At 70.6% G+C, this 22,864-nt stretch carries 23 protein-coding genes; 8 read left to right on the plus strand and 15 right to left on the minus strand.

The window, feature by feature from the left end:
- Positions 1-38: 38 nt before the first annotated feature.
- On the minus strand, positions 39-530 hold the full coding sequence (locus H295_RS0140070; RefSeq protein ID WP_020140993.1) for a GNAT family N-acetyltransferase: 492 nt from the start codon (positions 528-530) through the stop codon (positions 39-41).
- A gap of 208 nt (positions 531-738) precedes the next feature.
- On the opposite strand from H295_RS0140070, the gene H295_RS0140075 reads away from it, so the two are divergent.
- Positions 739-1,170 (plus strand): tautomerase family protein, encoded by a 432-nt coding sequence (locus H295_RS0140075; protein WP_020140994.1) that lies wholly within the window; start codon positions 739-741, stop codon positions 1,168-1,170.
- Positions 1,171-1,179: 9 nt separating this feature from the next.
- Here the strand turns inward: H295_RS0140075 and H295_RS0140080 are convergent, their stop codons facing one another.
- Positions 1,180-1,722, minus strand: coding sequence for a DinB family protein (locus H295_RS0140080; RefSeq protein WP_020140995.1), 543 nt, complete (start codon positions 1,720-1,722; stop codon positions 1,180-1,182).
- Between the two features lie 169 nt (positions 1,723-1,891).
- Here H295_RS0140080 and H295_RS0140085 point away from each other — a divergent pair, with 169 nt between their 5' ends.
- Both H295_RS0140085 and H295_RS0140090 read left to right on the plus strand, forming a co-directional pair.
- Positions 1,892-3,091 (plus strand): CaiB/BaiF CoA transferase family protein, encoded by a 1,200-nt coding sequence (locus H295_RS0140085; protein WP_020140996.1) that lies wholly within the window; start codon positions 1,892-1,894, stop codon positions 3,089-3,091.
- A gap of 120 nt (positions 3,092-3,211) precedes the next feature.
- Complete coding sequence (locus H295_RS0140090) at positions 3,212-3,874, plus strand: TetR/AcrR family transcriptional regulator (protein WP_020140997.1); 663 nt, start codon at positions 3,212-3,214, stop codon at positions 3,872-3,874.
- A 140-nt stretch (positions 3,875-4,014) separates the two neighbouring features.
- Here the strand turns inward: H295_RS0140090 and H295_RS0140095 are convergent, their stop codons facing one another.
- Genes H295_RS0140095 through H295_RS0140135 form a run of 9 tightly spaced genes read right to left on the minus strand, consistent with a single transcriptional unit; the run spans position 4,015 to position 12,123 of the window.
- The gene (locus tag H295_RS0140095; protein WP_020140998.1) at positions 4,015-4,410 is read right to left on the minus strand and encodes an SRPBCC family protein; all 396 of its coding nucleotides are present in this window, start codon (positions 4,408-4,410) and stop codon (positions 4,015-4,017) included.
- A 54-nt stretch (positions 4,411-4,464) separates the two neighbouring features.
- The gene (locus H295_RS0140100) at positions 4,465-5,925 is read right to left on the minus strand and encodes an aldehyde dehydrogenase family protein (RefSeq protein WP_020140999.1); all 1,461 of its coding nucleotides are present in this window, start codon (positions 5,923-5,925) and stop codon (positions 4,465-4,467) included.
- 45 nt (positions 5,926-5,970) lie between these two features.
- Positions 5,971-6,756, minus strand: coding sequence for an SDR family NAD(P)-dependent oxidoreductase (locus H295_RS0140105; protein ID WP_020141000.1), 786 nt, complete (start codon positions 6,754-6,756; stop codon positions 5,971-5,973).
- 26 nt (positions 6,757-6,782) lie between these two features.
- A complete protein-coding gene (locus tag H295_RS0140110) occupies positions 6,783-7,631 on the minus strand; it encodes a fumarylacetoacetate hydrolase family protein (protein WP_020141001.1) in 849 nt (282 codons plus the stop codon).
- On the minus strand, positions 7,628-8,500 hold the full coding sequence (locus tag H295_RS0140115; protein ID WP_020141002.1) for a fumarylacetoacetate hydrolase family protein: 873 nt from the start codon (positions 8,498-8,500) through the stop codon (positions 7,628-7,630). The genes H295_RS0140110 and H295_RS0140115 overlap by 4 nt, the downstream gene beginning before the upstream one ends.
- Positions 8,497-9,105 (minus strand): carboxymuconolactone decarboxylase family protein, encoded by a 609-nt coding sequence (locus H295_RS0140120; protein ID WP_020141003.1) that lies wholly within the window; start codon positions 9,103-9,105, stop codon positions 8,497-8,499. Before H295_RS0140120 ends, H295_RS0140115 begins: the two co-directional genes overlap by 4 nt.
- Positions 9,106-9,144: 39 nt before the next feature.
- A complete protein-coding gene (locus H295_RS0140125; RefSeq protein ID WP_020141004.1) occupies positions 9,145-9,927 on the minus strand; it encodes an SDR family NAD(P)-dependent oxidoreductase in 783 nt (260 codons plus the stop codon).
- The gene (locus H295_RS0140130; protein WP_020141005.1) at positions 9,927-10,580 is read right to left on the minus strand and encodes an MBL fold metallo-hydrolase; all 654 of its coding nucleotides are present in this window, start codon (positions 10,578-10,580) and stop codon (positions 9,927-9,929) included. Before H295_RS0140130 ends, H295_RS0140125 begins: the two co-directional genes overlap by 1 nt.
- A gap of 7 nt (positions 10,581-10,587) precedes the next feature.
- Positions 10,588-12,123: a carotenoid oxygenase family protein gene (locus tag H295_RS0140135; RefSeq protein WP_106961062.1), complete on the minus strand. Its 1,536-nt coding sequence runs from the start codon at positions 12,121-12,123 to the stop codon at positions 10,588-10,590.
- A gap of 175 nt (positions 12,124-12,298) precedes the next feature.
- On the opposite strand from H295_RS0140135, the gene H295_RS0140140 reads away from it, so the two are divergent.
- Positions 12,299-13,252: a LysR family transcriptional regulator gene (locus tag H295_RS0140140; protein ID WP_020141007.1), complete on the plus strand. Its 954-nt coding sequence runs from the start codon at positions 12,299-12,301 to the stop codon at positions 13,250-13,252.
- Between the two features lie 304 nt (positions 13,253-13,556).
- Positions 13,557-14,840 (plus strand): MFS transporter, encoded by a 1,284-nt coding sequence (locus tag H295_RS0140145; RefSeq protein ID WP_020141008.1) that lies wholly within the window; start codon positions 13,557-13,559, stop codon positions 14,838-14,840.
- Positions 14,841-15,159: 319 nt separating this feature from the next.
- Here H295_RS0140145 and H295_RS0140150 read toward each other — a convergent pair whose 3' ends face one another.
- From H295_RS0140150 to H295_RS0140165, 4 genes are all read right to left on the minus strand, one after another.
- A complete protein-coding gene (locus H295_RS0140150; protein ID WP_020141009.1) occupies positions 15,160-16,311 on the minus strand; it encodes an NAD(P)/FAD-dependent oxidoreductase in 1,152 nt (383 codons plus the stop codon).
- Positions 16,308-16,493, minus strand: coding sequence for a ferredoxin (locus tag H295_RS44365; protein WP_043218760.1), 186 nt, complete (start codon positions 16,491-16,493; stop codon positions 16,308-16,310). The genes H295_RS0140150 and H295_RS44365 overlap by 4 nt, the downstream gene beginning before the upstream one ends.
- A gap of 2 nt (positions 16,494-16,495) precedes the next feature.
- Positions 16,496-17,686, minus strand: a complete 1,191-nt coding sequence (locus H295_RS0140160) for a cytochrome P450 (protein ID WP_020141011.1) — start codon at positions 17,684-17,686, stop codon at positions 16,496-16,498.
- Between the two features lie 121 nt (positions 17,687-17,807).
- Positions 17,808-19,277: an aldehyde dehydrogenase family protein gene (locus H295_RS0140165; protein ID WP_020141012.1), complete on the minus strand. Its 1,470-nt coding sequence runs from the start codon at positions 19,275-19,277 to the stop codon at positions 17,808-17,810.
- Positions 19,278-19,853: 576 nt separating this feature from the next.
- Here H295_RS0140165 and H295_RS0140170 point away from each other — a divergent pair.
- From H295_RS0140170 to H295_RS48300, 3 genes are all read left to right on the plus strand, one after another.
- Positions 19,854-21,032 (plus strand): cytochrome P450, encoded by a 1,179-nt coding sequence (locus tag H295_RS0140170; RefSeq protein ID WP_020141013.1) that lies wholly within the window; start codon positions 19,854-19,856, stop codon positions 21,030-21,032.
- A 206-nt stretch (positions 21,033-21,238) separates the two neighbouring features.
- Positions 21,239-22,168, plus strand: coding sequence for an MFS transporter (locus tag H295_RS48295; RefSeq protein ID WP_234021780.1), 930 nt, complete (start codon positions 21,239-21,241; stop codon positions 22,166-22,168).
- Positions 22,099-22,776: an MFS transporter gene (locus H295_RS48300; protein ID WP_020141014.1), complete on the plus strand. Its 678-nt coding sequence runs from the start codon at positions 22,099-22,101 to the stop codon at positions 22,774-22,776. The genes H295_RS48295 and H295_RS48300 overlap by 70 nt, the downstream gene beginning before the upstream one ends.
- Positions 22,777-22,864: the final 88 nt, after the last annotated feature.

Raw genomic sequence — 22,864 nt, forward strand, 5'->3', positions numbered from 1 at the left:
TACGTGTTCCGTTCGGTCCCCGCCAGTACGCGACCGGGTCAGTCGCCCCGGACGAGGTCCTTGCCGTAGCAGATGTCGATGTACGGGCCCGTGCAGTAGGCCGGGATCTCCTGGTAGCCGTGGCGGACGTACAGCGAGCGGGCTTCGACCAGGTCGAGGCGGGTGTTGAGGACCATCCGGGCGGCGCCGAGCAGGCGTGCCTCACGCTCCAGCAGTTCCAGCAGGAGGCCGGCGCCCTTCTTGCCCCGGTAGGCGGGACGCAGGTAGACGCGGGTGAGTTCGGTGCGCTCGGAATCCAGCATCAGCAGTCCACCGCAGGCGGCGGCCTCGCCGTCGAAGCGACCCACGACGAACTGGCCCGTGGGCGGCCTGAGCAACTCCACGCCGTCGTTGGCCAGGCCTTGGTCGATCTCCTCGCCGGTCGCGCGTCGTTTCCAGTAGCGGCTGGCGACTTCGTCGTAGTAGTCGCGGCGCAGGCTGGTCGCGTCCACTGTGTCGACGGCTTCGGGAGCGAGCTGCCAGGTGGTCATGGGAGATCTATAGCCGAGGTGCACCTGCTCCACCTATTGATTTTCGGCGGCAGAGCAACTGCCGGCGATCGAGCATCGACCACATACAAGGTGTGCGCCCCTGACTGGGGAGCATCAGCCGTACGCAACCACGATGCACGCGGGTCACAATGGCCGTAGGAGATCTTGCCGTACGCCCAAAGCCTGCGGCGGACAAGGAGATTGCGTCATGTCGATGATCCGGCTCACGGTACCGGCAGGTTCCCTCACTCCGGAGGGTCGCAAGACCGTTCAGCGCGAGCTGGCCGACGCGCTGCTGCGTTGCGAGGGAGCGCCCGACGCGGCCTTCTTCCGGGCCCAGTTGTGGAGTTACCTCGTCGAACTTCCGGACGGGGCGCAGACCACCGCCGCGGACGACTCCCCGCGTTTCCTCGTCGATGTGACGGTCCCTCAGCTCGTCCTCTCCGAGGAGGGCAGGGCCCGTCTCGTGGCGGAGGCCACCGCAGTCGTGTTGTCCGCCGCCGGACTGCCCCAGGCCGAAGCGCCGCGTGTCTGGGTACTGGTGCACGAGCAGCCCGACGGCACCTGGGGTGCGGGAGGCTCGATCGTCCGGCACGCCGATCTCGTGGCCCTGGCGCAGCAGCAGCACGCGGCCGAGTGACATGACGCTTCAGTTCTTCCGGAGGTAGAGGTCACGCAGCAGGGAGATCTCCGCGCCGTGATGGATCAACTCCCTGTTGACGTGCAGGATCCTGTTCTCCATGGGAAACCGCTCGGGACCCGCCGTGGGCGGAGCGTCCAGGGCGGCGTCCGAGAGGGCGCGGACCCCGGCGTTCCAGCTGCCGTACATCTCGTCGAGCTGTTTCAGCGCCTCGTCGGCGGTTCCCGCGTAGGCGAAGGTCCGGCTGTCGACGTCCTGGCCGCCGAAGTACCAGCCGACCCGATAGCCCAGACACGAGACGATGATGTGCGCGAGCCGCCAGGCAATCGTGGTCACCGGCGCCGGCTCCGGGGCGGGGGACTCGAAGTCCATCGTCCACTCCCCCGGACCTGACGGCTCCGATCCGGCCGACGTGTCCCGTGGACGGATGCTCCAGCAGCCGCGCACCGGCTCCCAGAAGTACTCCTCGTCGGTGAGACCGTCCAGCCGGGGCCGCAGGTTCTTGTGCCAGTGCCAGTCCAACTGCTCGGCGAGCCGCTCGCTTCTTGTCATTTCCGCACACTATCTCCGAGGGCGGCCTGGCTACTCGGTCGGTCCGCGGAGTCGCTCCACTCGGTGGTCAACCTGCGACCCTGTGCGGAGCGCCATGATGCATCACGTTCTGAATGATGCATCATCCACCTATCATGTCCGCATTCGAGCCCCCTGTGATCGGAGCCCGATGAACGCGCTGCCTCTTGCCGGGATCACGGTGGTGGCCTGTGAACAGGCCGTGGCCGCGCCGCTGGCGACCCGTCAGCTGGCCGATCTCGGGGCCCGGGTCATCAAGGTGGAGAGGCCGGGCACCGGAGACTTCGCGCGTGGTTACGACGAGACGGTCCGGGGCATGTCGAGCCACTTCGTGTGGCTCAACCGGTCGAAGGAGAGCATCACCCTCGACCTGAAGCACCCGGAAGCCGCGGCGGTGATGGAGCGCCTGATCGGCCGGGCCGACGTGTTCATCCAGAACTTCGCGCCCGGCGCGGCGGAGCGCCTCGGCCTCGGCGCCGAGGAACTCCGTGCCCGCCACCCCCGGCTGATCACCTGTTCCGTCTCGGGATACGGAAGCAGTGGGCCGTACCGCGACGCGAAGGCCTACGACCTGCTCATCCAGGCCGAGGCGGGCCTGCTGTCGGTGACCGGCAGCGAGGACGCGCCAGCCAAGACCGGCATCCCCACGGCCGACATCAGCGCGGGCATGTACGCCTTCTCGGGAATTCTCGCCGCGTTGTACGAACGAGAGCGCACCGGCCGCGGCAGCGCGGTGGAGGTCAACCTCCTCGACTCGCTGGTGGAGTGGATGGGATACCCCTTCTATTACACCGAGTACGGCGGCACTCCCCCGGTGCGCGCGGGGACCAGCCATGCCGCCATCGCCCCGTACGGCACGTTCACGGCCGGAGACGGCACCGAGATCGTCCTCGCCGTGCAGAACGAACGCGAGTGGGTGTCCTTCTGCCGGACCGTGCTCGATCGCCCCGGACTCGCGACCGACGAGCGGTTCCACAACGGCAGCCAACGGGTCGCGAACCGCGGCGCTCTGGAGGAACACATCGCCGAAGTCCTCTCGGGCCTGACCGGCGAACAGCTCGAACAGCGCCTGGCCGAAGGGCGGATCGCCCATGCCCGGCAACGAGACGTCGCCGAGCTCAGCACGCACCCACAGCTCCTGGCACGCGACCGCCTCGCCGAAGTGCAGTCGCCTGTCGGTCCGTTCACCGCCGTACGTCCGGCCATCGGCCTGCATGGACGTACGGCACGGATGGACCCGGTCCCCGCGCTCGGCGAGCACACGGACGCCGTTCTCGAGGAGCTGGGCTTTGACCGTTCGACGCGGGCCCGGTTGCTTCACAGGTCAGCCGACCGCAGGGACGCGCAGTGAATCGACCCGCACCTGTCGGCCGGCGTCAGCTGTGGTGGTCACCTCGTCAAGGCGGCCACCACAGAACTGATGTATTCATCAGGACTGCAATCTCCATCGCCCGGCGGTTACAATCGGCGCATGTCTACGTCAGCCCCGTCCACCAACCGCTTCGAGCGGCGCCGCGCCGAGACCCGCAGGGCTCTCGTCCGGGCGGCCCGGCAGATACTCGCCGAGACCGGGGACACCAGCGCCAGTATCCAGGCGATCGCGGAGCGCGCCGACGTGGGCTTCGGCTCCTTCTACAACCACTTCGACTCCAAGGCGGACCTGTTCGACGCGGCGGTGGTGGACGCCTTGGAGGAGTACGGCCAGAACTTCGACGAGCGCCTCGCGGGCATCGAGGACCCCGCGGAACTCGTCGCGGGGGGCTTCCGGCTCAGCGCCCTCATGGCCGACTCGCACCCCGAGCTGATGCAGGTCCTGCGGCGCCGCGGCCTCGGCCACATCCACTCCGACAACGGAATGGTGCGCCGAGCCGTGCGCGACATCCAGGCCGGAATCGCCTCCGGCCGCTTCGACACCGTCGATCCGGTCGTCGCGCTGACCGCACTGGGCGGAACCCTGCTGTCCCTGGTGGAAATGAGGTTCGCCCGCCCCGACCTGGACGGCGAGAAGGCCGCGGTGAACCTCGCCGAGATGGTCCTGCGCATGCTGGGCGTGCCACCGGACGACGCCCACGAGGTCGCCCGGCGCCCCCTCCCCGCGCCCGCCCCGCCGGCCACCCCCGCGCAGCCCGCCTGAAGGTGACCGACCGGCTGGTGAAGGCGTCCGGTCGCCTTCCCTGTGGTGGTCGGCGAGGCCTGCCGCCCGGGTTGCCGAAGCCCACGAACCGCCGGCTCCGATCTCCTCGAGGAGCCGACCGTCTTGGTCAGCCCGCTCCGTCACCCGTGTGCGGCGAAGTACCGTGCGATGCCCGCGATTCCTTCGCCCACGGCTCGCTCGACGATCGGCGCGAGGGCCTCCGGGAGGATCTCCTGGCTGTAGACCACGCGTGAACCGCTCGCATCGGGGAGCACGTCGATGGTGCCCAGGTGGAAGTCGATGGGCTGGGGCATGCCCTCGACGAACCGGTACTGGAAGCGGCGCAGGGCGTCGTCCTTGGTGACCACGAGGGATGTCAGGGTGCCGTCGGATGTGGTCAGGTGGCGGTGCGTCCCGTCGAAGTGCGCCTCCTGCACGGCCGGGAACCACTGCGGAATCAGGCTGACGTCGGTCAGCACGGCCCAGACGCGGTCGGGGTCCTGTGCGACGCGGGTGTCGAAGCGGAACGTTGCCATGGCAACTCCTTGATGGTGGTGGACGGTTGCGGTCAAGTGCCGTGCGCGGCAGGTTCAGAAGGGGTAGCAGGCGTGCTCGGTGGAGAGGGTGATCCAGCGGGTGTTGGAGAAGGCCTCGATGCCCCAACGTCCGCCGAAGCGGCCGTAACCGGAGGCCGCGAAGCCGCCGAAGGGGGCCTGCGGTTCGTCCCCCACCGACTGGTCGTTCACGTGCGCGATGCCGGTGCGGATACGGCGTGCCACCTTCAGGCCGTGGGTGGCGTTCTCGGTGAGGATGCCGCAACTGAGGCCGTGTTCGGTGTCGTTGGCCAGGGCCACCGCCTCGTCGTCGTCCGTGAAGGCCCTGATGGCGACGAGGGGGCCGAAGGCCTCGGTGTGGTGCAGTTCCGCGTGCTCGGGCAGGTCGGTCAGGACGGTGGCCGGGTGCAGGGCGCCCTCCGGCGTGGTGCCACCGGTCAGGACGCGGGCGCCCTTGCCGACGGCGTCCGTGACCAGGGCGGCGACCCGGCGGGCGGCGGCTTCGTCGACCAGCGGGCCGACGACCGTGGTGGGCAGGTTCGGGTCGCCGCTCGGGAGTCCCGCGGCCTTCGCGGTGAAGCGCCGGGTGAACTCGTCGACGAGCGAGGTGTGCACCAGGATGCGGTCGGCGCACATGCAAATCTGCCCCGAGTTCATGAAGGCGGCGAACGCGGCGGCGTTCACGGCGTGGTCGAGGTCGGCGTCCTCCAGCACGATCACGGAGTTCTTGCCGCCGAGTTCGAGCACGGCCGGCTTGAGGTGCTCGGCGGCAAGGGTGCCGATGACGCGTCCGACGCCGGTGGAGCCGGTGAAGTTGACGGCACGCACCCTCGAATCCGCAATCAGCTCTCGCGCGACGACCGCGGCGTCCGCCTTGTCGTTGGTGATGACGTTGAGGACGCCGTCGGGCAGGCCCGCGTCGCGCAGCACGTCGGCGACGAACAGGCCGCAGGCGATCGGGGCGTCCTCACTGGCCTTGACGACGACGGTGTTGCCGACCGCGAGGGGGGCCGCCACCGCACGGGTACCGAGAATGACCGGCGCGTTCCACGGGGCGAACGCCGCCACGACACCGAGGGGTTCACGGACGGCTAGGCTCAGTCCGCCCGGCTCCCGGGTGGTGAGCACGTCCCCGCGTGGGGCGGTGATCGCGGCGGCCGCCTCGCGCAGGATGCCGGCAGCCACCTCGACATTGAACAGGGCCCAGCCCCGGGTCGCGCCCACCTCTCCGGCCATCAACTCCACGACCTGCTCGGCGCGTTCGTCCACGAGGTCCGCCGCGCGCAGGAAGACGGTCCGCCGGGCGAAGGGCTCCAGCGCCGCCCACTCGGTTAAGGCGGCGTCCGCCGCGTCCACCGCGGCCCGCACGTCCTCGGGTCCGGCCGCGGCGACCCTGGCGTAGGGCCTGCCGGTCCAGGGGCTGATGTCGGCGGTGGTCCGCCCGGAGACGGCCGGGGTCTCCTTGCCGCCGATCAGAAGGTCACGGTCAGGTGGCACGGGGGCGTCTCCTTGTGCTGCTCGGGTCGGTACACGTCCTGCGGTTCAGGCGCCGATCATGTTGAAGCCGCCGTCGGCGTTGAGGTAGGCGCCGGTCATGTGGGCGGCGTCGTCGGTGGCGAGGAAGAGGGCGGTGCCCGCGAGTTCGGCGGGGCCCGGGATGCGGCCCATCGGGGTCTTGGTGATCATGTCCTCGCGGCGGCCGGCCTTCCAGTCAGCGCGGCTGAGGAGCATCTCCGTCTCGATGAAGCCGGGGGCGAAGGTGTTGACCCGCACGGTGGGGGCGAACGCCTGGGCGTAGGACTTGGTGATGCCGAGGATGCCGTACTTCGCGGCGGCGTACTGCGGGGCGCGGGCGCTGCCGCGCACGATCACGGTGGAGCCGATGTTGACGATCGCGCCGTGGCCCTGCTCCAGCATCCGGGAGCCGAACTCGTGGACGCACAGCATCGTTCCCTTGATGTCCACGGCGAGGACGTGGTCGATGGACTCCTCGGTCACGTCCCGCCAGGACATCTGGTCGCCCGCCACGTCACCGACGTTGTTGACCAGCACGTCCAGGCCGCCGAGACGGTGGAACACCTCCTCGGCCATGCGGATGACGTCGGCGTGGACGGCGATGTCGGCCTGCACCGTGAAGGCCTCGCCGCCGGCCTCCCTGACGCGGGTGGCCGTCTTCTCGGCTCCGGCGGCGGAGCTGCGGTAGTGGACGGCGACCCGGGCGCCCTCCTGGGCGGCACGGACGGCTATCTCGACGCCGTAGCCGGTGCCGGCACCGGTGACCAGGACCGAACGGCCTTCGAAGCGGCGGGGGATGCTCTGTTCTGCCATGGGAGGTCCCTTCAAGGGTGTACGGCTCAGGGATGTACGGCCGTGAAGCGCTGGCGGATCTCGCCGACGCCTTCGACGCGGCTGACGAGTTCGTCGCTCTCGGTGAGGTAGCGGGGCGGGTCCATCCGGTTGCCGACCCCGGCCGGGGTTCCGGTGAAGATCAGGTCGCCCGGGAAGAGCGGCACGACGGCCGACAGGCGGGCGATGAGCTCGGGCACCGGGAAGATCATGGACTTGGTGCGGTCGTGCTGGACGGCCTCGCCGTTGAGCAGTCCGGTGATCTCCAGGTCGTCGGGGTCGTCGAACTCGTCCGGGGTGACCAGGACCGGGCCGATGGGACCAAAGCCGGGGAAGGACTTTCCCAGGCTGAACTGGGCGGGCTTTCCCTGGAGTTGGGTGACGCGTTCGGAGAGGTCCTGGCCGACCGTGAGACCGGCGACGGCCTCCCAGGCCCGGTCCTCGCTCACCCGGTACGTGTCCTGCCCGATGACGGCGACGAGTTCGGCCTCCCAGTCCACCTTGCCGTGCGGGAGTGCGACGGTGGTGTGCGGGCCGGTGATGCAGGCCGGGAACTTGGTGAACACGAGAGGTTCGTCGGGCGGAGTGAAGCCCGCTTCGGCGGCGTGCGGCGGGTAGTTGAGGGCGATGGCGAACACCTGCCGTGGGCGCGGTACCGGTGCGCCGAGTGCGGCGGGGTCGACCGGGATGTCGTAGGCCGAGTCGGGCAGTCCTGCCGCCCACTCGCGGAGTCGGGCCCAGTCCGCCAGCAGGAGCATCGGGTCGACGGGCAACCGTCCTTTCGAGGCCCATCGGGTGTCCGCGGCCCGGTCGCCGCGGATCACGACGGCTCGCTCGTCGATGACGCCGAACCTCACCAGTCCACCTTCTTCGGTACGGGCGTGCCGTGGCCCTGCTCCCAGCTGACGATGGGGTTGCGCAGCACCCCGAGGCGCTCGACCTCGGCCTCGACGACGTCACCGGGCTTGAGGTACATGTCCGGGTCGCCGCTGAAGCCGGCCACGCCCTGCACGGTGCCGGTGGTGACCAGGTCGCCCGCGCTGTAGCCCTGCGGGGAGTGGTAGGCGACCAGGTGCGGGATGGGCACCGACATCCGGTTCGTGTTCGACTTCTGCCGCACCACCCCGTTGACCCGCAGCTCCATGTCGAGGTTCTGCGCGTCGGGGATCTCGTCGGCGGTCACGATGTACGGGCCGACGGGGCAGAAGGTGTCGATGGCCTTGCAGAAGGAGAAGACGCCCGACTCCATCTCGCGGCGCTGGATGTCGCGCGCGGTGATGTCGTTGAAGACGACGTACCCGGCGATGTGGTCGGGCGCGTCGTCCACCCCGAAGAACTTGCCGGGTCTGCCGATGACGACGGCGATCTCCAGCTCGTAGTCGAGTTCGCTCGTCAGGTGCTCCGGGTGGATCACCGGTTCGTCGGGGCCGACGATCGCGTCGACGTTCTGGAAGAACACGATGCCCTTGTGCATGGGGTGCGACCAGTCGACGTTCTTCGACTCGTCCTCGTGCTCACGGAAGTTGCCGGAGGTGTGGAAGAACTTCTTCGGCACGATCGGCGCGCGCAGCGTCACGTCGTCCAGGCCCAGGCGCTCCCCCGTCTCCGGCACCCGGCCGTCCCGCTCGAAGTACTCCCGCGTACTGGCCGCTTCAAGTGGAAGCACCAGCCGCTCGTCGAGTTCGAGCCTTCCTACGCGTCCGTCGTCGAACGTGACCAGCTTCATGATGTCCCGCTTTCGGTCTGGGGTGGGGCGCTGAGGTCTGCGGGTGCTTCTCCCGCGAAGACCCGCAACTGGAGGGCGAGCAGGGCGTAGTAGCCGACCAGGGCCGTGAGTTCGAAGAGTCCTCGTTCTCCCCACTCGGCCACGGCGTGGTAGTACTCCCGGTCGTCGAGGACACCGGTGCGGGTCAGCGCGAGCGCCGCGCGGATCGCGGCGCGCTCGGCAGGGTCCGAGAGGGCCGGCAGTTCGCCTGCGCGCAGCGCGTTCAGCTCGGCGTCGGTGAGGCCGCAGGAGCGGCCGACCGCCTCGTGGGCCTCTCGCTCGAAGGAACTGTTCCAGTGGGCGGCGACGACCAGGATCGCCATCTCGCGCACCCGGTCGGTCAGGAGCGACGCGTAGCGCACGGCCGCCCCCACCTCCTGTACGGCCATGCCGACCGGCGGGCTGAGCAGCATGGCGTTGAAGGGGCCGTGCAGTCGGCCCTTTTCGTCGGTGAGCGGGAACGCCTGTGGTCCTGCGGCCCGGGGACCGCCCGTGATGGCGCGGTACACCTCTGCCTGCTGCTCGTCGAGTTCACCGGGCAGGCGGCCGGCGACGCGTGCGGGCATCCGCACTCCCTTCCGGGTTCGGCCAAGGGGGGCAGGGCGTCACACGAGCGTGCGGCCGCCGTCCACGTAGAGCACCTGGCCGGTGATGTACGCGGCGCGGGCGGAGGCGAGGAACAGCACGGCTCCGACCACGTCCTGCGGCCGGCCCAGGCGTCCGGCGGGGACCAGGGCGGTCATCTCCTCCCGCATACCGGGCTTCGCTAGGTAGGCGCGGGTCAGTTCGGTCTCCGTGTAGCCCGGGGCGACGGCGTTCACCGTGACGCCGTCCGTGGCCCATTCCCGCGCCATGACCTTCACCAGCTGGTCCAGGCCGCCTTTCGAGGCGGCGTACGGGCCGTGATGGCGGTGGGCGAGCAGGGAGGAGACGGAGGAGAAGAACACCATGCTGCCGTGTCCGGACTCGCGCATCAGCCGGCCCGCGGCGCGTCCCGTCCAGAACGCGGTCGACAGGTTCAGGGTCAGGATGCGGTCCCACACCTCGTCGGGCGTGTCCACCACGGGACGCCGGTCGTTCGTGCCCACGGCGTGCACCAGCACGTCCAGGCCGCCGAGTTCGGCGGCCGCCGTGGCGACCGCCCGCTCACAGGCATCGGACGAGGTCAGGTCCATGGACAGGGTCCGTACGACGGCGGCCGCGCAGACCGGATCGTCGCGCAGGGCCTTGAGGCGGGCCTCGTCGGCGTCGACGACCGTCAGCCGGGCACCGGCCTCCGCCAGGCCCCGGACGCAGGCGGTGCCCAGTCCGCCGGCTCCCATGACGAGTACGCCGCGTCCCTCCAGGCCCAGCCAGCCGAACGGCGCACTCGGTGTCGGAGCGGCCATCACACCGGCTCGAATCCGGCCGCGGCAGCCATCCGCCGGTAGTCGGTCCCGATGTCCTGGAGGCACCCCTGGAGCATGTGGTCCGCCAGCCCGTTCCCGCTCTCGCTGAGACCGCCGTCGTGGATCGACACGGCCCTGCGGGCCTTGACCTCGCGGGCGTAGTCGATGACTTCGCCCGTCTTGGACCACGGGCCGTGCACGGGCAGCAGGAGGGTGTCCACGGGGCGGGCGGGCACGGTGAAGGCGTCGCCCGGGTGGAAGACGGTGGCGTCGCCGTCTCCCACGAGGAAGCCGGTGTTGGTGACCTGCGGCAGGTCGGGATGGACCACGGCGTGCAGTTCCCCGTGCGCCTCGACGGCGATGCCCTCGACGGCGAAGGTGTCCCCGTCGCCGACCGCGGTGACCCGACTGCCGCCGAGCCCGGTGAGCTGCGCGGCCACGGACCGGTCGGCCCAGATCCGCAGGCCGGGGTCGGCTTCGGCCGCCGCGCGCAGGAGGGGCTCGGCGAAGTGGTCCGCGTGCTCGTGGGTCACGAGCACGGCGTGGGCGCCGTCGAGGGCGTGCGGGTCGGTGTAACTGCCGGGGTCGACGACGATGACGACACCGTCCTGCTCCAGCCGGACGCAGGCGTGGCCGCACCTGGTGATGCGCATGGCGTGCTCACTTTCCCAGTTCGTCGGCGGGCACCCAGGTGCCGTGGAAACCGTAGCGGAGCCGGAAGGGGATCTTCACGGTGGCGATCGGGCCGGCGGCGATGTCGAGGGCGTCCAGGACGACCAGGTCGTGCCGCATCTGGTCGCGCCGGCCGACCAGCGCCAGCAGATAACCCTCGCCCTCGGCGGCATCCGCCGACTTGGGCACGAACACGGGCTCCTCGGGCGCGGAGTGCTCGCCGGGGGTCCAGAAGGCCGTCGCGCCGGTGGTGTCGTCGCGGTGGATGAGGGAGTTGAACGGCGGGCCCATGGGGCCGATCGGGGCCATCGGCACATCGGGGTGCATGCCGCCGACCCAGGAGTGCCGGTTCTTCTCCATCAGCACGCGGGGGTCGACCCGGGGCATGTCGCCGGGCGAGGAGAGGAGCTTCTCGCTGCGGTAGGTGTCGGTGGCGTCGTCCCAGTGGGCCGCGCCCTGGGTGAGGTCGAACGTCCAGCGGTGCAGGAACGGCGGCTGTTCGGGCAGGTAGCCGGCGGTCGTCTTGGGGAACTGGGAGAACCAGCCGGACTTGGTGGTGAAGTGGTCGCCGACGAGGGTGTCGCCGTCCGTCCAGGCGTTCAGGGTGTGGGTCTCCAGGAGCCGCTCGCTCGCGAACCACTTGATGCCGCTCACGCCCTCGTCACGCGGAATGATCGCGACGTAGGTCTCCCGGTTCGGGTCCCAGACGAAGTACTGCTCCTCCGTCTTCAGCTGCTCCGCATCGGTCACCATGGGCGAGATCGTGAAGACCAGGTGGTCCCGGGTGACCAGCCAGTCGTGCACCATCGACGCGTACGGCACCTCGAAGGTCTGGGTCCGGGTGACCTTGCCGTCCGCGGCGATCTCGTGGATGTGGATCTGTGTGTCCGGCAGTCCGCTCGCGTTGTAGGCGAAGGCCATCAGCTGGCCGGTGCGCGGATCGTGCTTGGGGTGCACGGTGAAGGTGCGGCCCGGGATCTGGCCCGAGAAGTCGTAGATGCCCTTCGTCTCCAGCGTGACCGGATCCAGCTCGTACGGGAGGGCCGCTTCCTTGAGTGCGAGCAGCTTGCCCGCGTGCCAGATGATCGCGGTGTTGGCGTTGCTGTCGTCGATTCCGGCGACGGAGGGGTCGTCGGTGTAGGGGTTGCGGTAGGCGCCGAACAGGGCTTTGCGCGCCTGGCGTTCGAGCTGGAAGCGCCGGGTGCGGACGTAGCGGGTCCTGAGATCCGCGTGGCCGTTGTCGAACCGCACCATGTGGATCATGCCGTCGCCGTTGATGTACACGTCGTTCGCGAACCGCGGCGGGTACTGGGTGTCCGCGGCGGCACGGTAGAAGGCGCCGTTCAGTTCGGGGGGTATACGGCCCTCGACCTCGAGGTCGTAGACGTCGGCCTCGATCCGCGAGGGGGCGAAGAACCCCTGGAAGTGCCGCGTGTCCGGGAACTGCATGGTGTCCGGAGGCGGCTGGGTGCTGACGGGCTCCCTTCCAGGCATCCCGTCGGACTGCGTCGTTGCAGTGGCCATGGCTCTCTTCCCTGTGGCAAGGTCGGATCAAGCGAAGAATGTGATGGATTCCCCGGGCGACGGCGTCACGAATTCCGCTGAACGGGAGGGGACGGCGCCCTGTGCTGGCCATCATGGCCAGGCGACACCTTCGGCGTCCAACACTGAAACACGCACGAAATGATCGGAGAATGCGATGGATCTGCGGCAGATGGAGTACGCGGTGGCCATCGCCGACGAGCTCAACTTCACCCGGGCCGCGGCACGCTGCCGCATCGGGCAGTCCGGGCTCAGCCACCAGATCACCCAGCTCGAGAGGGAGGTCGGGGCGCTGCTCTTCGAGCGGACGAGTCGCAGCGTCCGCGTGACGCATGCCGGGCAGATCTACGTCGCCTGCGCGCGGCGGGTGCTGAGAGCGGTCCAGGAGATGCACGCCGAGATCTCCGCACTCGACGGGCCGGTGCGGGGACGGCTGCGGATCGGCTCGGTGACGCTCACGGCGGGGAACATCGACCAGCTCGGTCTGCTGCGGGAGTTCCAGGAGGCCTATCCCGCGGTCGAGGTCACGCTCTTCGACTCCGACGGGGTGCGCGCCACCTCCCAGCTCCTCACCGGTGAACTGGAGGTCGCCGTGGTCGCCGTGCACGAGCACCAGTTGCCCCCGGGCATCGCGTACCACCTGCTGAGCGTGGTGCCGCTGGTGGCCGTCGTGGGCCGTCGGCACCGGCTGCGGGGGGCCGGCGTCATCGGCCTGGCCGAGCTGGCCGACGAGCGCTTCCTCGAATGCGTTCCCGACACGGGCCTGCGCGCGCAGGTGGATGCCGCGTTCGACCGGGCGCGGGCCCGTCGGCGAGGTGTCTGCGCGCTGCGCAGCGCGGGTGATCTCGTCTCGCTGGCGTTCGAGGACATCGGGGTGACCGTCGTACCCCGTCCGGCGGCGGACGCGATGGTCCCGGCGGATCACGCCGACTGCGTCCTGCGGCTCGACGATCCGCAGGCACTCCAGCCCCTGGCCCTGGTCCACCGCGATCCGGCTCCGGCCTCTCCCGCCGCGCAGGCGTTCCTGCGTCTCGCGCTCACCCGGCTGCCCGGGCCGGGGGCACCCGAGTTGGCGGAGGCGCCGGCTCCGACCGGGTCCGGGGAGGGGTAACGAGCCGTCGGCGGCGCAGCTCGTTTCCGCGTCCCCGGCATCCAGAGCCCTGATGATCCGCATGACCGATCTCGATCGGACGAGGGCTAGGCAGGCCCTTCCCGGTGCCCGATAGTCGTCTCAGCCCGACGTGCGGACCGCAGGGCCCGGCCGCTGCCGGGACCGCGCCGAGCTGTCCCACCGTGACATCGGGCTGTCATCGGTACCGCCGCCGCGAGCCCGTTCACGGGCATCCGGCGGCCCGGCCGTCGCGGCCGCCGACACCTCCCGCTTTCCCTCCCGACACGCCCCGTGGAGATCTCGCATGCCTGCACCCCTGCCTCCGCTCCCGCCTCCGCCGTCCACGGCGGACGCGGCCGCCCCCGCCGAGCAGACCGTGTCCGGCCCCGGACACCGGCTTCGCCTCACGCTGCTGATGGCGGGCGCCTGTCTGCCCATCCTGGGCGCCGTGCTGATCGCGCCCGTCCTGCCGCAGATGAAGGAACACTTCGCCGACGTCCGGGGCGTCGACGTGCTCGTCCCCATGGCGCTGACGGTCCCCGCCCTGTCGCTGGCGCTGCTGGCCCCCTTCGCCGGCGTCCTCGTGGACCGGCTCGGCCGCAAGCGGCTGCTCGTCGTCGCGACCGTGGTGTACGCCATCCTCGGCACCGCTCCCCTGTGGCTGGACTCCCTCGTCGCCATCGTCGCCAGCCGTGCCCTGGTCGGCGTCACCGAAGCCGCCATCATGACCTGCTGCACCACGCTGCTCGGCGACTACTACTCGGGCCGACAGCGCGACCGCTACCTGGCCATGCAGACGATGTGCGCCGCGATCTCCGCCACGGCCTTCTTCGCCCTGGGCGGTGCGGCCGGATCGGCGGGCTGGCGCGTGCCGTTCTGGGCCTACGCCGTGAGCCTGCTGCTCGCCCCCGCCATGGCCGCCTTCCTGCCCCGGCCGCAGCCGGCCGACCGCGTCGGCGAGACCGCACCCGCCCTCGCGCAACCGACGGCCAAGCGCCCCTTCCCCTGGCGTCCGCTGGCCGGTACCTGCGCGCTGACCGTCTTCGGCGCGGTCCTCTTCTACACCCTCCAGGTCGAGATGGCGTTCCTCCTGGACGACATGGGCGTGAGCAGCTCCGGCGTGATCGGGCTGGCCACCGCCGTCACCAGTGCCGCGATCGTGGTGGGTTCAGCCACCTTCGCCAGGACCGGCCGCAGTCCGCAAGCCTGGCTGCCCGCCGCGTTCGCCCTGTGCGCCCTCGGCTTCACAGTGGTCTGGCTCGCCCCCAATCCCGTGCTGCTGACCCTCGGCGCCGTCATCACCTGTCTCGGCGGCGGCATCATGCTGCCGAGCCTGCTGACCCTCGCCATGTCCAAGCTCCACTACGCCGACCGCGGCCGCGGCACGGGGCTGTGGACGGGATCCTTCTTCCTCGGCCAGTTCCTCTGCCCCCTCGTGGCCCTCGCCCTCACGTCCGCGGTCGGCACGCTGACGAACGCGATGGGCGTGCTCGCCCTCGCCGGAGCCGTCGCCACGGGTGCCCTCGGCCTCGCCGCCCGGCGTCGGACGGCGGCCGTCCCGGAGCCGGTACGGCAGATGGCCGGCTGACCGCCCGTCCAGGGCCGGTACCGCATGACTCCCCGCCTGCGGTACCGGCCCGCCGCCTTCCCGAACGGAGAACGACGCTGACCCTCATCGGCGCCGTCCGCCGCAAGTCGGGCATGACACACCGGGCGTTCCTGCGGCACCTGCACCAGGTCCACGGACCGCTGGCCGCCGCGAATCCCGGTGAAGGCCGGAAGAGTGCGCGGGTGGGTCCAGCACCGTCAGGTCCCGGGCGCCGAGGAGGCGTTGCGTACGAAAGCTCCCTGCGGGAACGGTCCGACGAAGCGGGCGGCTTCTACGACTCCTCCCGCTCGTTCGCCCTCTACTGCCGCGAGGTGACCGTTTTCTGAGCGGCCCTGTCCTCACGCCCCGTCACGGGGGCGCAGGCCAACTGCCGCAGTTTCCTGACCGGCATCGAGTGGTTCACGCTCGCCGCCGCGCCGCCCGACCAGCGCAGGAGCATCGAGCCGGCGGCGACCTCGGCCTGATCCGGTTCACCGAGCCCGCCCGGTTCACCGGCGACTTTCACGTCGACGCCGAACTGGTGGGTCCAGAAGTACGAGGGGAGCGACACGCCGCCCACGTCCTGCCCGAGCAGCGCGTCCGCCGCGACCCGCGCCTGTTCCACCGCGTTGGTCCAGTGCGGACGGCGACCTGTCCCGCGGACGACCGCCGCGTCCCCCGCCGCGACGATGCCGTCCGTGACACGGCCACGGGAGTCGGTGACCACACCGCGGTCGAGCGGCAGGCCGGAACCGGTGAGCCAGTCGACAGCGGGTACGTCCCCGACCGCGGACACGATCACGTCGGCCGTGAGAAGGTCGCCGTCGGCGTCGACACCCTCCAGGGTGCGGGATCCGACCAGCCGGACACCGCCGGGCACCCTTCTGAGCACCGCTCCGTGCTCACGCGCGGCATCCGTGACCACCTCGGCGAGCAGCGGACCGAGCACCCGGCGCAGGGGTGGTTCCCGGTCGACCACCGTGACCTCCAGGCCGAGGGTGCGGCACGTCGATGCGATCTCCATGCCCAGCAGTCCCGCTCCCACGACCAGGACGCTGCGGGCGCGGGTCATGTCCTCGCGCAACGCCGTGCAGTCGGCGAGCGTGCGCAACACCCGCTCTCCCGACATGCCGGGAGGGCTCAGCCGCCGGGCCCGTCCTCCGGTGGCGATCACGAGGCCGTCGTAGGGCACCGGGTCGCCGTTGTCGATGATCACCCGGCGCGCCCTGGTGTCCAGCGCGACGGCCCGGGTCCCGAGCCGCACGACAACGCTGTCGTCGAGGGGCGGAAGCGCGGTGGACGCGTCGTCCGCCGCACCGGACAGCACGGTCTTGGAGAGGGGTACGCGGGTGTAGGGCTGTTCCGTCTCGGCGCTCAGGAGGGTGACCTTCCCGTCGAAGCCCCGCACGCGCAGCCAGCTCGCGGCGGTCACCGCCGCGATCGAGCCACCCACGACGACGATGCGCTTCACGACGTGGCCCGCAGTGCCGCGACCGGGCAGGAACGCGCCGCCGCGAGGGCCGCCGCGTCCGCGTGGTCGCCGCCCGGGACCAGCTGCACCATCCCGTCGTCGTCCACGCGGAACACCTCCGGTGCGATGGCCTCGCACACACCGTGTCCCTCACAACGGCCAGGAATGAGTTCGATGCTCACGGTCACACCTTTCTGGTGGTCACGGTGACCGGCAGGCTGTCGAGCCCGCGGATCACGTTGTTCAGGTGCCGGCGCGGCGGGCCGGCGAGTTCGATGCGCTCGACGCGGTCGAGGAGGGACAAGAGGACCGCCTGCGCCTCGATGCGGGCCAGGCCCTGGCCGGCGCAGCCGTGGACGCCGTAGCCGAAGCCGACGTGGCCCCTCGGCGCCCGGTCGACCTGGAAGCGCTCGGGGTCGGTCCACTCGCGGGGATCCCGGTTCGCCGAGCCGAAGAGCAGACCCACCTGAGCCTGCTCCGGGATCACCACGTCGCCGTACCTGACGGGGCAGGTGGTTCTGCGGAAGAAGACCTGCACGGGCGACTCGTAGCGCAGGATCTCCTCGAACACCGCGGGCACCAGACTCCGGTCCTCCCGCAGCGCCCGCCATGCCCCGGGTCGCTGCGCGAGCAGCCACAGACCGCTGCCGATCGCGTTGATGGTGGTGTCCATGCTCGCCACGAGGTAGGCCCGCAGCAGCGGGACGACCTGATGCCCGCCGATCACGCCCCGGTCGGCGGCGCGGTGCACGGCCTCGCCCCAGCCGCCCGGTTCGAGGTTGTCCCGGCTCATCATCGCGGCGAGTTCGTCGAACAGCGTCTCGGCGACCGGGAGGGATCGTCTGGTGCGCTCGTTCAGCGGGCCGAAGGTGTTGAAGAACGCGTCGGCGAACCGCAGGACGTGCTCCCGTGCCGCCAGGGGCATCCCGATCAGGTCGGCGACGACGCTCACGGGGAACACCCGGGCCAGGTCCCGGACCACGTCGAAGGTGCCGCGTTCCACGAGCGGGGCGACGAGTTCCTCGGCCCGGCGGTCGATGTCCTTCCGCAGTCGGGCGAGGGCGCGCGGTGCCAGGCTCTCCGACAGGACACCGCGCAGCACGTCGTGTTCGGGTGGGTCCGACGCGAGAACCCCGCCGCGGCGACGCTCGTTCAGGACCGGGTCGAGGCCGACGCTGTCGACCGAGGAGAACCGTCCGTGGTCGCCGGACGCCGCGCGCACCTGCGCATACCGGGGCAGCACCCAGCAGTTGTGGCGGGACAGGTGGACGGCGGGCCCGAGTTCGCGCAGCTCTTCGTAGACGGGGTACGGGTCGTTGAGCACCTCGTCGTCGAAGATGTCCACATCGGAGACGGGGGTGGTGGTGGAGAGCATTCCTGGTTCCTGTCCGCTGTGTGGCCAGCGTGCCGGCGACGGGTTTTCGTGCCGGCGACGGTCTTCGTGTCGGCGGCGGTTTCTCGTGTCGGCGGCGGTTTCTCGTGCCGGCGGCGGGCCTTCAGAAGGGGTAGGTGGCGTGCTGGGTGGCCAGCGTGATCCACCGGGTGTTGCTGAAGGCCTCGATGCCCCAACGGCCCCCGAAACGGCCGTAACCGGAGGACCCGACGCCACCGAACGGCGCCTGGGGATCGTCGGCCACGGACTGGTCGTTGATGTGGACCATGCCGGTCCGCAGCCCGCGGGCCACGCGCAGACCGTGCGTGGCGTTCTCGGTGATGATGCCGGCGGTCAGCCCCTGGTCGGTGTCGTTGGCCATCGTGACGGCCTCGTGGTCGGTGGCGAACGTGTCGACGACGCAGAGCGGCCCGAACGTCTCCGCGCTGTGCAGATCGGCGTGGGCCGGGACCGATGTGAGGACGGTCGCCGGGTGCGAGGCGTCCTGGACCTCGCCGCCGACGAGCACGGTGGCACCCTTGGCGACCGCGTCCTCGACCAGCGCGGCGACCCGGCGAGCCGCGAAGAGCCCGCACCGCTGCTCGGGGTCGGTGTTGACCAGCGGGCCGATCACCGTGGCCGGGTCGGCGGGGTCACCGGACGGCAGTGCGGCGACCTTGGCCGAGAACTTGGCGACGAACTCCTCGGCGAGCGACTCGTGCACGAGGATGCGGTCGGCGGACATGCAGATCTGCCCGGAGTTCATGAACACCGCGAAGGCGGCGGCGTCGACCGCGTGGTCCACGTCGGCGTCGTCCAGGACGATGACCGCGTTCTTGCCGCCCAGTTCGAGGAGCGCGGGCTTGAGATGGCGCGCGGCATGGGCGCCGATGATCCGGCCGACCTGCGTCGAACCGGTGAAGTTGACCACCCTCACCGCCGCGTGGGCGATGAGGGCTTCGGCGATCTGCGGAGCGTCGGCGGGGTCGTTGGTGATGACGTTGAGGACGCCGTCGGGCAGTCCGGCTTCCCGCAGCACGTCCCCGATGAGCAGGCCCGCGGACATGGGAGACACTTCGCTCGGTTTCAGTACGACCGTGTTGCCGGCGGCGACCGCGCGGGTCCCGAGAATGACGGGGGCGTTCCAGGGGGAGAACGCGGCCACCACGCCCAGGGGTTCGCGGACGGCGAGGCTGAGAGCGCCGTCCTGCCGGGTGGCGAGCACGTCGCCGCGCGGCGCGGTCACCAGGGCCGCTGTCTCGCGGAGTATCTCTGCCGCCAGGGTCACGTTGAACGAGGCCCACAACCGGGTCGCGCCCACCTCACCGGCCATCAGGTCCACGATGCGCTCGCGCCGCTGCTCCATCAGGTCGGCGGCCTTGACGAAGACCGCCCGACGAGCGGACGGGTCCAGCCGCGCCCAGTCCTCGAACGCGGCCTGTGCGGCGTCGACCGCGCTGCTGACGTCCTCGACGCCGGCCGCGGCCACGGTGGCGTACATCTGTCCGGTGGCGGGGTTGATGACGGGTGTGGTGCGCCCGGACTGCGCACCCTTCTCCTTGCCGTCGATCAGCAGTTCACGGGTGATGACCATGGGGCGGCTCCATTGTCGGGAAGGTCGCTGCGCGAGCACGGTCCACGAGGGTGATGCGGGTGGCTCTGTCGTGGAGGCGAGGGACGGCGGGCCGGGGCCGCCGGAGCGGTCGATGCCTGTGGTCCGTCTTCGAACGGCCGGAACCGGACTCCCTGCGGAGCGAGGCGAAAGCCCCCGTCCACGGATCCCGTCGGCCGTCCGTGCGTTGTTGCTGTCCCTCGCTGATGATGCTGCTCACCAGTCATGTGGGTCCAACACTGATGCTGGTACACAGCCATCGAAGATGACGATCGACCATGAATCGAAACCGTCGATGACTGCGTGCGCGATTCGGTGTTGGACCCCGGCGCACGGCGACGCGCATGATCGAGGGAACAGTGAGCGCCGTGTGAAGCGGCCTGCTTTCCCGTGCCGCCACCTCTGCGACAGGGACCGGAGCGATGACCCGCCGGCCGGCCGCAGGACCGCCCGAGCCGAGGACCACGCGGGCTCCGCACACACCAGGGCGCTCACCGCGGATGCACACCGTGACAGCCGCACCGGCTGGCACGGCGGCCGTCGACCTCGGAGCCAACGATGCCTTCAACAACCCTGCCCTCAAGCGACGTCGACCTTTTCGCCACCGACACGCTCGTCGATCCCTATCCGGTGTACGCGCGCCTCCGGGACGCGGGACCGGTGGTCCGGCTCACCCACTACGACGTGTGGGCGCTGCCCCGCTACGAGCAGGTCGGTGCCGCGTTGCGTGATCACGAGACCTTCAGCTCCGCGTCCGGCGTGGGCTTCGGGGCCGGGATGAACGAGCTCATGGCCGGCGGCGTGCTGGCCGCCGACCCCCCGCACCACACCACCCTGCGCGTCATCCTCTCCCGGATGCTGATGCCGCGGGCGCTGCGGGACCTCGGTCCCTCGGTGACCGCCGCCGCGGAGGACATCGTCGACCGCCTGGCGACCGGTGCGGAGTTCGACGCGGTGTCCGACCTCGCGGAGGCGTTCACCCCGCGGTTCGTCGCCGATCTCATCGGTCTCCCCGAGGAGGGCCGCGACCAGCTCCTCGAGTTCGGCGCCTCCACGTTCGAGGGTCTGGGCCCCGTGGGAGAGCGGACGCCTGCCGCGATGCGACAGCAGCAGGCCCTGCTGCAGTACGTCACCACCACGGCCGCCAAGGACCGGCTCGTCGAGGGCGGGCTCGGCGCCCGCGTCTGGGAGGCGGTCGACGCGGGCGAGATCGACGAGGCCGCCGCGATCACCCTCATGATGGCGTTCCTGGCCACGGGCATGGACACCACGATCCTGTCGCTGGCGGCCGCCGTCCGGCTGTTCGCCCAGCACCCCGACCAGTGGGACGCGCTGCGGGCCGACCCGTCGCTGGTGCCCAACGCCTATCTGGAGGTCCTGCGCATCGCGTCTCCCGTCACCGTCTTCAGCAGGGTGACCACCCGGGACTGGGAGTGCGACGGCGTCACCGTCCCGGCAGGTGATCGTGTCGCCGTCATGTACGCCTCCGCCAACCGCGACGAACGCAAGTGGGGCGACCCGGAGCGCTTCGACATCACCCGGAAGCCTTCCGATCACCTGACCTTCGGCGTCGGCATCCACGCCTGCGTCGGTCAGAACCTGGCCAAGCTGGAGGCGCACGCCCTGCTCACCGCACTCCTGGCACGGGTGCGCCGGTTCGAGATCGGCAAGCCCGAGTTCCTCGTGAACAACACCCTGCACGGGCTGAGCAGGCTGCCGTGCCGGATCGTCACCTGAGCGAGCCGCGCGGTCGAACGGCCCGGGCGGGGTCGGCACCACCCGGGCCGTCCGGATCACGTAGATCACGCAGATCACTCAGATCACGCCTCCGGACAGCGCGGCGACGACAGACAAGGTTGACCGTGATTGAATCAGACCTGATACTTCCATCAGTATTCTCTTGCGGTCAGCCCCTCGTCACCCCCTGCACTCACTGAGGCCCCATGATCACCACCACCCACCAGGACGAAGCGGCCCCCGTCGCCACCGGCCGCGCCGGAACCCGCGGTGTGCTCGTCTCGATGTGCCTGTCACTCGTCCTGGTCGTCGCGTCCGTCTCCGCCCTCAACCTGGCCCTGCCCGACCTGGCCATCGACCTGTCGGCCTCCAACGGCGCCCTGACCTGGATCGCCGATGCGTACACCGTCGCCCTGGCCGCCTTCGTGCTGCCGCTCGGCGCCATCGGCGACCGCCTGGGTCGCCGCAACGTGCTCGTCGTCGGCACGGTCGTGTTCGGCGGCGCCTCCCTGGCCGCCTCCTTCACCGATTCCACGAGCACACTGATCACCTGGCGCGCGGTCATGGGTCTCGGCGCCGCGATGATCATGCCGGGAACGCTGTCGACGATCACTGCGGCCTTCCCCGCCGAGCAGCGCGCCAAGGGCGTGGCCACCTGGTCCGGCTTCGCGGCCGCGGGCGCGATCATCGGCATGCTGGCCGCCGGAGCCCTGCTGGAGCAGTTCTCCTGGCGCTCGATCTTCGTCGTCAGTGCCGCCACCGCCCTGGCCGCCGGACTGGCCGCCGCCCTGCTGGCCCCCAACACCAAGGACGCCCACCCGCACCGCCCCGACGTGGCCGGAGCGGTCACCACCGCCGTGGCCATCGGCTCCCTGGTCTACGCCATCATCGAGGGCAACGAGCGGGGCTGGACCGAGCCCGTGGTGATCGGCGCCTTCGTCGTCACGGTCGTGCCTTCGCCGCCTACGCATTCCTCGGCCTGCGCACCGAACACCCCCTGCTCGACCCCGCCCTTTTCGGCATCCGGGGCTTCCGGGCGGGGGCCGTCACCGTCCTGGTGCAGTTCATGGCCGTCTTCGGCTTCTTCTTCGTGGGCCTGCAGTATCTGCAACTCATCCTGGGCTACAGCCCGTTGAAGGCCGCCCTGGCCCTGGTCCCGGTCGCGCTGGCGGTGCTGCCCACGTCCCAGCTCACCCCGCACCTGGTGACCCGGGTCGGCATGAAGGCAGTCATGTCCGTCGGCCTGTTCCTGCTCGCCATCGGCCTGTACGTCATCTCCTTCCTCGGCGTCGACTCGGGCTATCTGCCCTTCCTCGGCGGACTGGTCCTGGCCGGCTTCGGCATCGGCCTGAGCGGCGCCGTCGGCACGGCGGCCATCACCGGCTCCCTCGGCCGGGGGCAGCAGGGCGTCGCCTCCGCGATGAACGACACCACCCGCGAGGTCGGTTCCGCGATCGGCATCGCCCTCATGGGCTCGATCTACGGAAGCCACTACCGCTCCTCCCTGCCCGACTCCGTCGACCGGCTCCCCGCCGACGCGGCCGAATCCGTACGCCACTCGGCGGCCGCCGGTCTCCACGTCGCCGACCATCTCGGCGCCGGGGGCGCGGCCCTCGCCGACGGCGTCAAGAGCGCCTTCATGGACGGCCTGTCCGCTTCCCTGATCGCCGTGAGTGCGGTCGTCGCCGCCGCGGCGATCGGCGCCCTCCTGCGCGCACCGAAGACACCGCCGACAGCCGACTGACTCCGGCGCCGGCCAGGGCGGCGAGGAGCGGGACGGACTCATGAAAAACGAGTTGAACTCGCCGCCCCCGGACAAGGCCGTTCGCCCG

The organism is Streptomyces sp. 351MFTsu5.1 (assembly GCF_000383655.1).
GTDB classification, from domain to species: Bacteria; Actinomycetota; Actinomycetes; order Streptomycetales; family Streptomycetaceae; genus Streptomyces; species Streptomyces griseorubiginosus.